The organism is Ditibartonella apis (assembly GCF_001952075.1).
GTDB classification, from domain to species: domain Bacteria; phylum Pseudomonadota; class Alphaproteobacteria; order Rhizobiales; family Rhizobiaceae; genus Bartonella; species Bartonella apis.
On record NZ_LXYU01000003.1, the window covers coordinates 30462 to 43620 of the forward strand.

At 42.7% G+C, this 13159-nt stretch carries 8 protein-coding genes; all 8 read left to right on the plus strand.

The window, feature by feature from the left end:
* The first annotated feature begins 310 nt into the window (after positions 1–310).
* The 8 genes from PEB0122_RS07085 to PEB0122_RS07120 all read left to right on the plus strand — a co-directional run bounded on the left by PEB0122_RS07085 (position 311) and on the right by PEB0122_RS07120 (position 12916).
* Positions 311–3088 carry a type ISP restriction/modification enzyme gene (locus PEB0122_RS07085; RefSeq protein WP_075916382.1) on the plus strand — a complete coding sequence of 926 codons (2778 nt, stop codon included), beginning with the start codon at positions 311–313 and terminating at the stop codon, positions 3086–3088.
* A gap of 460 nt (positions 3089–3548) precedes the next feature.
* On the plus strand, positions 3549–5168 hold the full coding sequence (locus tag PEB0122_RS07090; protein ID WP_075916384.1) for a HamA C-terminal domain-containing protein: 1620 nt from the start codon (positions 3549–3551) through the stop codon (positions 5166–5168).
* A gap of 2 nt (positions 5169–5170) precedes the next feature.
* Entirely contained in the window at positions 5171–7354 is a 2184-nt protein-coding gene (locus PEB0122_RS07095) for a DEAD/DEAH box helicase (RefSeq protein ID WP_075916386.1), read from the plus strand.
* Between the two features lie 706 nt (positions 7355–8060).
* On the plus strand, positions 8061–9263 hold the full coding sequence (locus tag PEB0122_RS07100; protein WP_075916388.1) for a tyrosine-type recombinase/integrase: 1203 nt from the start codon (positions 8061–8063) through the stop codon (positions 9261–9263).
* A 297-nt stretch (positions 9264–9560) separates the two neighbouring features.
* Positions 9561–9761 carry a helix-turn-helix transcriptional regulator gene (locus PEB0122_RS07105; RefSeq protein ID WP_075916390.1) on the plus strand — a complete coding sequence of 67 codons (201 nt, stop codon included), beginning with the start codon at positions 9561–9563 and terminating at the stop codon, positions 9759–9761.
* A gap of 102 nt (positions 9762–9863) precedes the next feature.
* The gene (locus tag PEB0122_RS07110) at positions 9864–10799 is read left to right on the plus strand and encodes a DUF7146 domain-containing protein (protein WP_075916392.1); all 936 of its coding nucleotides are present in this window, start codon (positions 9864–9866) and stop codon (positions 10797–10799) included.
* Positions 10796–12322: a YfjI family protein gene (locus PEB0122_RS07115; RefSeq protein WP_075916394.1), complete on the plus strand. Its 1527-nt coding sequence runs from the start codon at positions 10796–10798 to the stop codon at positions 12320–12322. Before PEB0122_RS07110 ends, PEB0122_RS07115 begins: the two co-directional genes overlap by 4 nt.
* Positions 12323–12325: 3 nt before the next feature.
* Entirely contained in the window at positions 12326–12916 is a 591-nt protein-coding gene (locus PEB0122_RS07120; protein ID WP_075916396.1) for a hypothetical protein, read from the plus strand.
* Positions 12917–13159 lie beyond the last annotated feature (243 nt).

Sequence of the window (13159 nt, forward strand, 5' to 3'; positions counted from 1 at the left end):
CCGCCAATATTTTCCTCTCATATGATTTTTTGTTTCATTCGGTAATATTCCTGCCGGTTAGATGATACGCGTATTGTGGTTTTTAATTCGTATATCAGTTTTCAGAATTGAAATGCATAAATGGATGTCTCCTTCTCACTCCATTCAATTTCAATTTGTTAAATTGGATACTATCTGCCGGTATGATATAAAGTGATGGTAGCTTGAAGTATTCGGAAAGCGTGGCGCCTGAAATAGCCTTCCGGTTCATTTATGCCGGTTTTCAACGATCAAAAGCTTTACAACATCAAAAATACGGGGTCTGATAAGGTTGCAATTTCTCGAAACAACAATGCCGGTTGCAAAGCATATAAGTGCTCGCCAGTGGCAGGAATGGGCACGTGATATTGCGCGGCTTTTTCAATGCTCTATCAGGCAACTTACAAAAAATCTTGGAAATGCAGAAAATACAACTCTTCATGCTGTTTTTGATGAATTTTCTGCCGCACTCGAAAATGACGTGAATGGTCCGCTTGATGATAACGACATTATCGAAATGCTGGCACAATATCTCGTAACAAAACCGGTTTTCGATATTTTGTTTGAAAGTTCCAGTTTAATCGACAGTGATCCTTTGTCCAAAGCGCTTGACAAAGCGTTCAATGCTTTCAAAGAAGTTGCCGAGGCTCATAACACGAAAAAGCTTGACCAGTTTTATCAAGTGTTGGCACAGCGCGCTTCGGAATTGGATGGGAAAACCGAGGCACGCCAGAAATTTATTGCCGGGCTTTATGACCGGTTTTTTAGTAAAGCATTTCCGAAGATGACCGACCGTTTGGGAATTGTCTATACGCCAGTCGAAGTGGTGGATTTCATCCTTCATAGCGTCGATGACATTTTACGAACGGAGTTTAATTGCTCGTTTGGAAGTCACGGCGTGCAAATCCTTGACCCTTTCACTGGAACCGGCATTTTTATTGCCCGTCTGATCGAATGCGGGTTGATCAAAGAAGAAGATTTAGAACGCGTTTATAAAAACGAGCTTCGCGCCAATGAGGTCGTTTTACTTGCTTATTTTATCGCCAAGCTCAATATCGAAACAGCCTATCAAGTGAAAAACGGCACGCCCTATCGGGCTTTTTCCGGTGTCCATTTTTGCGATACATTCGTGACCGGTGAAAAAGACAAATCACGATTGGTGGACTCTGCCAACAGCCACGATCGCCAACAGAGCCCTAAGCAGCTGAATTTTGAGAACGCGCGTGATCTGCCGGATGTCCGGATTATTATCGGCAATCCGCCTTATTCAACGGGGCAGGAGAGCGCCAATGATGATGCGGCCAATCAGAAATATCCGGAAATTGACCGGAGGATTGCCGAAACCTATCTTGCTTCGACATTGACAAAAGGTGGCAAGCGTTCTTCTTATGATAGCTACATCCGTGCTATTCGTTGGGCTTCCGATCATATCGGCAATTGTGGCATTATCGGCTTTGTAACCAATGCCGGCTTTATTCAATCCGCCTCAGCCGATGGCATGCGCAAATGTCTTGCCGACGAATTTTCCAATATCTACATTTTTCATTTGCGCGGCAATGCGCGCACATCCGGCACATTGCGACAAAAAGAGGGAGGCAACATATTCGGCGTTGGCTCACGCGCACCTGTTGCCATTTCGCTTCTTGTCAAAAATCCTTTAGCCAAACAATCAGGGCAGATTTTTTTCTACGATATTGGCGATTATCTCGACATTACTCAAAAGCTTGAAAAAATCAAAAAGCTCAAAAGCATTGCCGGTCTAAAAGATAAATGGAAAAAAATTGTTCCCGACAGTTATCACGATTGGCTTAATCAACGCGACGGGTGTTTCAGGAATTTTCCTGCAATGGGCAACAAAAAGAATAAACAGCGCCTTACCATTTTCAAACTCTATTCGAGCGGCATTGTTTCTGGGCGGGATGCCTGGGTCTATAACGCTTCGAAAACGAAGCTCTTGCAAAATGTCCAGCGGATGACAGAGTTTTATAATCAGGAAATTGACCGATATTCCCGCTACAGGCAGCGTTTCCCTAACAAAGCTGTCAATGTGAGAGATTTCGTCAAAAAAGACGTAAAAAAATTCAGTTGGGGCGGTGGTAACTGGCAGGCCAGTTTTAAAAAACAGATCAAAGAAACATTTTCGGAAGATTTGACCGAAATATCCAATGTCCGGCCGTTTACAAAATCATGGCATTATAGAGCAACACGGTTCAATCACAGCTCCTATTCAATGAAAGAAATATTTCCGACGGAGGCTTCGGAAAACCTTGCTATTTGTGTGTCCGGAAATGGCAAGCGCGGCGGTTTTTCAGTCATCATGTCAAACAGGATTACAGATTTCCAGTTCGAAGATAATGGCCAATGTTTCCCGCTTTATTTTTATGAAAAAAGCGATGCGGGTGACAAGGGAAAGGACTGCGCCAAACAGAGCGGCTTCAAGCGTTCTCATGCCATCACCGACGAGGCGTTAAAATATTATCAGAACGCCTATTCAGATAATCACATCAGTAAAGAAGATCTGTTTTATTACATTTACGGGATTTTGCATTCACCGGACTATCGAGCCCGTTTTTCCGACAATCTCGTTAAAGAATTGCCCCATATTCCGGCTGTCAAAAGATTTGAAGACTTCAAGGCTTTTACAAACGCCGGTCGCGCATTGGGGCATTTGCATGTGAACTATGAAAGCGTTGAAAAATATCCGGTCAAACTGGTAACAAAAAAGAAGAAACTTGGCGCGGCCGATTTTTATGTAACCAAAATGCGCTATGGCGGGAGGGGCAAAAACAAAGACCGCTCGGTCATCCACTACAATGACAAAATTACTATTACCGGAATTCCTCTTGCCGCTTATGACTACATCGTCAACAATAAAACGGCGATTGACTGGGTGATGGAAAGGCAAAGTATACGCATTGATAAAACTAGTGGAATTATCAATGACGCTAATGATTTTGCACGCGAGACAATGCATAATCCTGCCTATCCGCTGAACCTCTTGCAAAGAGTGATAAGTGTTTCTGTTAAAACGGTCAAAATTATCCGAAACTTGTCAAAACTGGATATTTAGCACCATCGCTAGCGTCCGCCGAAAGGTGGGCGGCAAGCTGGACAAAAAGAAAATATACTTTCTTAAATTATTGTAATTGCTTTATTTATTATGAATGAAATAATACCCATAAGAAGCAGGTTTTGCTGATATTTTTCACTCCTTTCTAACTGTTATTATGATACAAAATATCTTGCAATATTTTCCCTGTGGTACAATAGGGAATTGGTGAATTGTCCAAGGTAAATGATCACTTGTTTTCCTTAGCTATAAAAGCGCTGCCCTTTTAGGGACGAAGTCTAGCGTAATCAATTTCAGAATAACGAAAATCGACGATTGATTTATCACAAAAGAAAATCATAATTACAAAATTAAAACAGAAATTTCGTTTTCTTGTTTTAAAATGAAAATATTCTTAAATTATTTGAAGATAGACAATTATAAGAATCTATAAAATGCGTTGTTTTCGTCAGGAGAGCAATTGAGTATCGACGATTTAAAAAGTATTTCTGCATCATCAGATGCTGGTGGTATTGCGGCTCGTAATGGGTTTCGATTTCAGGATCATGTTGCAGCCCGTTTAACGATCGAGATGTTAGACGATCCCAACATATTACAAGTGGAGTGTGAGACTGCAGATGATATTGTTTTACGTCGTAAAGAAAATGGAAAGGCAGTTATCGAATACATTCAAGTCAAAACAACTGAAAAAGATTCAAAATGGACAAAAAGTGAGCTTACTAGACGTGTTAAAGGAAAAATAGGTAATTCAATTTGTGAAAAATCGCTTCTGTGCGATAAACATGGCGAAATTGCTTGGTTTCGTTTTGTATCTACGCGGGCAATAGCAAAACAACTAAAACCGTTTCAAAAAAATCGTTCTAAGCGGACAAATTGTTCGGATCTGGAAAAACTGGCTAATAGCTTTTTAAGAGAGTTATCAACAGTACAGTCGGATTCGGGGCGCACCGTGTATGACTGGGCTCAAAACATGCTCTGGGAGGTTGACGGGAATGAGGAAACATTGAGTGAACGTAACACTTCAACGCTCCTTAAACTTTCAAATAAGCGTGGCATTTATCCAGATTACAAAGTCATCAAAGGTGTCTATAGCTTACTTACTGATAAAGTTAGATCGATGGGTGATAAGCCATCAGTGGATAATGACCAAAAGGTTTGGAAACGAGAAGATTGTTTGAAGTGGTGGGAATCCCAACTTGATAAAATGCAAAAAACTGGGACTGGGGCAATCAAAGTTTATCAGATACGCAATCTTCCAAAGTTCTTCTCAGAAATATGCTCGATTAATGAAGAGGATATCAAGCGGGCCTTGTACGCATATGATGTTGAGTTTGACGGTGACATTTGGCGAAAGAGTGAACTCATTGTTCATTTGTTAAAATGGCTCCCTGAAATTGCGCTTGAGCCGAAAACCCTAGCAAATTTCAATTATCTCGAAGCGAAGAAAATAATCAGCGACGCATTGAAACAGTTGGATCGCCGCAGTTTTACTGACATGCAACAGCTCATAGCTTCACTTATGTTAAATGCCATACTTCGATATCATTTCAAAGCAGAGCCAATTGCATGTCGTATTTTTTTCTTAGTTAAAGGAAAGATGCGGGCGAGTAGTGCCCATATTGTTCACTTGCCTACAGGGGAAGAGATTTGGTTAGGCCGTTCGCGATTGGTTACAGCGTCTACGCATGAAGCTGTAGTTAATGAAGTTATTTCAGAAATGCGAACTTCTTTGACAAATGATGTTTTGAATGAGGAACGAGATATCATCATACAGCTACGTGAACCGCAACATTTAAGAGATGACAAACTCGGCTCAATATTGAGCGAGACAGGAAAAACATCAGAATTTTTAAAAATCCTGCATTTTCCTATTTTGGTAGCTTATGATAGCACCATACTTGGCTCCGGTTTTACTGTCGACTATCTAGCAAAGTTAAAAGAAGAGGTTGAAAAGGAATATTCCAGGATTAAAGCCTTATTAGTTGACGATTTAACAACTGTAAAAATTTCAATATTTCTTATTCCGGTGCTTTGTGCCGATACGCTTGCTAAAGATTTTGAGAAAGAGCTGAGGAAGTGACGATGGAACTTGATGATATTCGAGCGTGCATCGCTAATCCGGATAAACTGATGGAAGCTCGTTTTCCTATCTTCCAGGAGGTTACTCGTCTTGCAAACAGGGAGCAAACAAGTGCTATCGCCCGAGAGCTAGTTATTCGGTTATTGCCGCACAAGGAACTTCTAACTGATGGATATGATGATCTACTTGAGGCATTGGTGCGGGAAGTTGGCCTATTTCCTTATGCCAACCAGCTGAAAAATACTGGAATTGAAGAGCAAATGCTCTTTGAAGCTCATAGAGTGCATGGTATCGGGGAGGAAAAGTTCTTTCATAGCCTCCAGCTAGCGGTTTTTCATGAAATAATGAATAAAAGAAATGTCGTTTTGAGCGCACCTACCAGTGTTGGAAAAAGCCTTATTATCGATGCCGTCCTTGCTACTCGGATGCACAAAAAAGTGGTTATTATTGTCCCAACGATTGCACTTATCGATGAAACGAGACGACGTATAACAGAAACGTTGGGTGGAACTCACGATATTATTACACATCCGAGCCAGACTGGTCTTGGTGATGGTCGGCCTACTGTCTACATTCTTACTCAAGAGAGAGCGCTAGGCCGTACTGACCTTGACGATACCGATTTTTTTGTGATTGATGAATTTTATAAATTGGATATTCGTAATGAACACGATGAAAGAGCGATTGATTTAAATATTTGTTTTCATCGATTAGCAGAAACAGGTGCTCAATTTTATCTTATTGGCCCGAACATTACGAGTGTTAACGGGCTTGCATCAAAATACAAACATGTATTTATACCGTCTGATTTTTCTACAGTAGCCTTGGATATTGAATATTTTGACTTAAAACGGATTGGCGAAGAGCGGAACCTAAAATTGGTTGAGTTGTGTGAAACTCTCAAGAGCCCCACACTCGTGTATTGTCAGTCACCCCGTAGTGCTCGTGATGCAGCGAGAACGATATATAACACTTCAAAGCTTCCTATCAGTGAGGCTACGAAGCATGCCGTTGATTGGCTGACGCAGTACTATCCCATGGAATGGGAAGTTATACAAGCTCTGAAGTATGGAATAGGCATTCATCATGGTAACGTTCCAAGAGCGATCCAGCAATACATGGTAAGAGCTTTCGAGGAAGGTCTAATAAGAACACTTGTTTGTACATCAACGATCATTGAGGGAGTAAATACGGTTGCCGAAAACGTCATAATCTTTGATCGTCGAATGAATAACAGAACTATAGATGATTTTACATTTAAAAATATTGCTGGAAGAGCAGGTCGAATGAACCGCTATTTCATAGGGAAGGTATTTGTTTTAGAAGAAGCTGTAGTGGAGGGGGAGCATATTGTTAAGTTGCCTATAGGAAATCAGAATGAAACAACCCCGTTGTCACTAATTCTTGATCTACCTAAAGAGAGTTTAACCTCCCAATCACAAGAACGGATATCAAAGGTTTTTGAATTGTCAGAACTCAGTGAAGAGACAATTCGTCAAAATAGATATGTTCCGATAGATGATCAAAATAAATTATTTAAGGCGGTTTCAACGTATTATGATACCAATCCAGAACATATACAGTGGAAGGGTATGCCAAGTTCAGAGCAATTACTTGCCGCGTGTAATTTCATTTACGATTATATTGATCATGGAAATTCATTGCGCAAACATCAGATATTTGCAGGGAATCAACTTCAGGCTGTACTTACAAAGCTTATGGCTGCGCAATCTTTTAAAGACTTTATTAATCAGTGTGTCGAAGACCGTAGAGAAGATGATACGATCAGTGAAGCCGTGGAAGGAGCTTTGTCATTTCTTCGAAACTATGTGGGATATAAGTTCGGCCGTCAACTAATGGCTTTGAGCAGAATTCAAGCGGATGTGCTTTTGCATCATAAGAAAGTTGACCCGGGTGATTACTCTTTGTTTGCAGCTCATGCCGATTCTCTGTTTATGCCAGCAGGAATCTTTGCCTTGGATGAGTATGGTGTTCCGTTTGAAATTGCTCGAAAGATCATGAAAAATGACAATTCAATTGAGACTGTTGATCAAGGCCTTAAGTTCTTGGCTAATGTAAACCTTGAGCAAAAAAATCTCGATCCTTTTGAAAGAGAAATATTAGAGAATGCTCAAAAGTCCCTACCTTTGCGTGCCTTCTATAGAGCTAATGTTGAGGAAAACTAAAAGGCATAGTAATTCAAATTCGAGAATTTTTGTGTAATATAGAAAAGAAGATCAAAGTAAATTCCAGTGTGGAGTGCTTGCCCGTTTGTCTTCAAATGCTTTTCGCGCGAAGACCAGCTAATATTTTGCAACAAAGCTCAGCCGTAGCCACAAAATATGTATCCTGCTACTAAACCTTATCTGCAGCAGCGTGTAACCCTTTACCAGTCTTCATCAACAGTCAAAACAGGTTCTGTTTTCTTTTTTGCCTGTCGGTTTGGCTCTTAAAACAAGCAATCAATCTTCATTTACTGATATTATATTTCAAGGATAACAGGTCTGAAGTGAGCTCCTAATTGCAGTTTTACGAGCTTGCATTGAAACTGTATTCCGGTGAACCTCTAACTGCTGGTTTACAGTTCAGCCTAGTATCCATATTTGGCGGAGCCTTTAAATTCCGGCTGATTTCCGTATGCTTGAACGAAAGCAAGTTGCAAAACCATTCGGAAACAACGAGTTATGTTTTTGGGAATGGTGCCCAGAAGAGGCAACCCATTGATATTTCAGGATAAATCAATGATTATCTGTTTATATCAAACAAATTGATATTGCTTTATGTTCTTGTTTCGTTCACTATCACGATTTATCATTGAATTTCATCCTAGCGCACGCCGAAAGGGGGACTGTAGGGTGGACTGAAAAAACATCTTTAAAGGTGGACTGGGACATGCGAGCGATAAATCGTTTAAGTGCAAAAGCGGTATCTGCACTGGGAGCTGGTAAATATAATGATGGAGCTGGTCTATGGCTTATCAAATCCGATGCTGAAAGTGGCAAGTGGGTCATGCGTTATACTGTACACGGAAGGCGGCGAGAAATGGGGCTTGGCACTATCCGGTCTGTATCACTGAAAGAGGTAAGACAGACAGCCGAGCGTTGGCGTGCGGAATTGCGGAATGGCAATGATCCTATCAAACAGCGCGAAAAAGAAAAGCGAGAGGCCGCCGGCAATCTTCATTTGTTAAAAGATATTGCACGTGATGCCTTCGAAAGTCGCAAAGCCGAATTAAAAGGCGATGGCAAGGCGGGGCGCTGGTTTACACCTCTTGAACTTCACGTTTTGCCAAGGTTGGGCAATGTGCCAGTGTCTGATATAGATCAAACGGATATACGGGATACATTAGCCCCTATCTGGCATGATAAAGCCGATACGGCGCGCAAAGCCATGAACCGCCTGAATATCTGTTTGAAGCATGCTGCGGCTTTAGGGCTTGATGTAGATTTGCAAGCCACAATGAAAGCGCGTGCATTATTGGGTAAAAGTAGACACAAGCCCCAGAATATCCCTGCAATGAATTGGAAAGATGTGCCTGCTTTCTATTCAAGCCTTGATGATGGGAGCGCAACGCATCTGGCTTTGAAGCTTTTAATTCTGACCGGTGTGCGTTCTAATCCCTTAAGGCATATCCATGAAGATCAAATTGATGGTGATGTGTGGACGATACCAGCTGAGGCCATGAAAGGACGCAAGGATGCAACCAGTGATTTTCGAGTGCCATTATCCAAAGAAGCTTTAAAAGTGATTGATGAGGCGCGACGGATATCCAGGGACGGCTTTTTATTCGTCGGTGCCCGTCGTGGCGTTATTTCTGATATGGCGATGGCCAAGCATATGGAACGGGCTGGATTGAAAGCCCGTCCACATGGTTTTAGATCAAGTTTAAGGGATTGGCTGGCAGAGGCAACAGACGCACCCCATGATGTAGCGGAGACGATTTTAGGGCATGTTGTGGGAGGCAGTGTTGAACGCGCTTATAGACGTACTGATTTTATAGACCAGCGCAGGGCATTAATGGAACGATGGGCGCAGCATGTAACAGGTAATAACAGCCAAGTAATCCAATTTGAAACGCCTAAAAAACAAGCCTAACCCCTGCTATCTAACCTTTCCTATGGAGTGGTGCTCAAGTTATGCACGAGTTATCTGTACTGAAAAGGGAGTGCTCTATTGTGCACCTAGATACATAAAGATGCACCAAGATGCATGGCGTGTCGTTTAGTGAATGAATTTTTTAAGCTATTGAAATAATTAAATTATAATCTCAATGTTCTCCTTTTATTCTCTATGTCAAAAAATTATAATCATCTCATATCAACGCGGCGTATGGGGCTAGGGTTAACTTAAAACCCTCATGCTTCATAAGCCTAAACTTATGAGGTAAAAAGCATGACGAATATCGATACACTTTTAAACGCAAAAGAAAGTGCAAAAATTCTTCAAATCAGCGCCCCTACTTTTTGGAGGCGTGTTGCTGATGGAACGATACCCCCAGCTGTTAAGATTGGTAATCTATCGCGCTGGCCGCAATCGGAAATATTAGAGGTAATTGAAAAAGCCAAGGCGCAACGCAATGTCGATGCCCATTAAAGAAAAACCCCGCCATTGTGGGACGGGGCAAAGCTTTCTCAATTTAGATCTAAAGAATAGCAGAACCCGTCACATGGCGCAATGTCATGGAGACAAGAAACAATGTCATTCAATAAAAACAGAGCACGAGAAATCACCGCCGCACTTCACGGGCAATGGTTTGGAAGCTACGGCTTGGCGCGCTGCCCGGTCCATAATGACAATAGGCCGAGCTTATCGCTATCAGATGGCAAGGATGGACGTTTATTGGCATGTTGTCATGCCGGATGTAGCTTCGATGATATTATTCATGAGTTGCGTTGTATTGGACTTATAGATGGCGCTGGTCTTCACTATGACCGGAACGTGATAGAGCCTGAAGGTCTAAAAGGACATAGCATCAGCAAGCAGGCTATGAAAACCTTAGGCTTGGAAGATGAAACCAGCGCACGTAAAACAGAAGCCGCAAGGAAACTTTGGAATGAAGCACTGCCGATAGATGGCACCCTTGCTGCCCGTTACCTTCACGGTCGTGGCATTGATTGTGCCCTGCCTGATAGTTTGCGCTTTCATTGCAATTGCCGTCATCCGTCCGGTTCTTATTATCCGGCTATGATTGCCCGTGTTGATGGTTGTGACGCCTTTGCAGTCCATAGAACCTATCTTTCACCAGATGGCAGAAAAGCTAATGTCGTGCCAGCCAAGGCTATGCTGGGGCGTGTTGCAGGTGGTGCCGTTCGACTTGCAAAGTGGCGTGGTAACCGGCTGGTCATTTGTGAAGGCATTGAAACAGGGCTTTCGCTTGCGTGTGGTCTATTGCTTGAACCTGCAAACATATGGGCGGCGTTATCTACAAGTGGCATGAAAGCATTGAAATTACCAAAACAGATAGGACAGTTGACGGTAGCGTTTGATGGTGATCGTGCCGGGCAAATAGCAGGCGCGGCATTGGCAAGGAATGCCAAGGCACATGGTTGGACCGTCAAGGTATCACAGCCGCCGGACGGATATGACTTTAATGATCTATTGGTTGAATATCGAAAAGGTGGTGCAGCATGAGCGAGAGCATCACAATACCCAAAATTAAAGAACTGCCTTTTCATGATAATTCAAACCGTGAATGGCAAAAGATAAAGCCGATTGCCTCTAGTTTACCAGCTGTCGAACCTTTCAAGGAAATTATGCTGCCGGATGCTTTAAGTAGTTATGTTTATGACGTTGCAGATCGGCAGCAATCGCCAGCGGATTTTGTCGCTGTTTCTTGTCTATGTGGATTAGCTGCGGTGGTCGGCAATGGTGTAAGAGTGTCACCAAAACAGCATGATGATTGGCTGATCGTGCCGAATTTATGGGGTGCAGTTATAGGGCGACCTTCTGCTATGAAGTCACCAGCCATGCAATCAGCGCTTGCGCCTATTTTCGCTATTCAGGATGATATGCGTAAGAAATGGCAGGAAAGCCAAAAACAAGCTTCCATTGATGATGTTCTCAAAGCTTTGGATGAAAAGGATAAAAAGAAAAAAGCAGTACAGGCATTCAAGGGAGGAGATAGGGAAGCTGCCCGCGCGCTATTGGCTGACAGTGTTGTAGATGATGACGATAAAATCCCATGCCCGCGCCTTGTGGTTAATGACGCGACAGTAGAAAAATTAGGAGAGCTGTTAAATGAAAACCAGCGCGGCCTTTTACTGATACGCGATGAATTGGCAGGCTTTCTGGTCAAGATGGAAGGGGATGATTATCAGTCTGATAGAGCGTTCTATTTGGAGGCCTTCAATGGAGATGGCCAATTTACCTATGATCGCATTGGGCGCGGTACTGTGCATATCCAGAATGCCACTATTTCCATGATCGGTGGCATACAACCGTCACGAATTGCCCCGATTGTTAACAATGCAATGACCGGAAAAGGTGATGATGGCTTGGTGCAGCGTTTGCAATTGGCTGTCTGGCCGGATGACGTGCACGATTGGCAATGGACTGACAGACTTCCTGATAAAGAAGCAAGGCGGGCGTATGAAGCTGTGTTTAGAAACCTTCATGATAATCCGTTGGGCACGCCAGAAAATCCACTGGTGATGCATTTTTCATCATCCGCTCAATTGATGTTTCGGGAATGGATGGAAGACATACAGGCAGAAGCCAGAAGCGGCAAGGTTTCCAGTGTTATGGAATCTCATATGCTGAAAATGCCAAAGACGGTAGCATCACTGGCCTTGATTTTTGAACTTGTCGAAGGTGGACGCTTCGAGATTGGTGACTTGGCAACGGCGACAGCCTTGGTCTGGGCTGAATATTTGGTAAGTCATGCAAAGCGATTATATTCGGCAGGCCAGACAATGGCCGAGGATGGGGCTAAACTCATCATAGAGCGCCGCCACGAATTACCTGACTTGTTTACGGTTAGGGATATTCATCAAAAGCGATGGGCAAGGCTCACAGATCGTGAAGCAGTATTGTCTGCAATAGAAATTCTGACTGATGCGAATTACTGCCGTGAGGTAGAAGCGAGCCCGGACCGCTCAAGGGGACGGCCGACGGTTCAATATGAATGGAATCCCGTGCTGGACGGTAGGGGGTGACCGATGGGCAAGTGGTTATCTGTTTTAAAAAATATCAAAAACAAGAAACTTCCAAACACTCAAAATCCTCAAAATTCGAAAAAATGTATTTTTGATGATTTTGAGGGTTCCGAATATGAGCAAAAACAGGAAAAAAATAATGCTAGTCACTTTTATGATGATGACCAGACCCATCAGATAGAGGAACGGGCAGCGGTTCTTGAGTATGATGGAGGCTATCTTCGAGATGAGGCTGAACGAATTGCGGGGATAAAAACCAGCGCATCTATGTTGACAAATGTTAACATTTTTAACGATGCAATGAGCGTTACTCGATTGAAGAATGTCGAGACCTTCAACAGACCTAAACAACCACAGCCTTATCTTGAAACTCTTTATGACGGTATTGCCAAGCCGGATGACGATGAGACCTATCTCAAAGCTCTTCAGCTTCATGGTGCCATGTCATATGGGATGGCTATGCGTGTGTTGGGCTGGGGTGGTACTCGTGCAGCCAAAGCAGAAGATCGATTGCGTAAATCGGGACGCATTGCATATAGCAAGCATGGTAGGGCGGTGGTGGTAAGTAGTGATGCCAGTGGCAAAGAGCTGTAGCATGAGAAGTTTTTTAATTTGTGTTTGATTTTTACGGTATTCAAATAAACAGGCGAAAGTATACATCCCGCGCCTTTTTATAGTTAGTAAAGTTATAACGACCAGTGCGCTGGTTTTGCAATCTTTTTCACGAATTAACTTGACAAAAAAGCCTGTTAAGTAACGTTAAGTTTCTTAAAAATACATGAGGGCAAGAATCTCAAAAACCTGAAGCCGAAACCTGTTGGGACAGGTAGCCCGCAA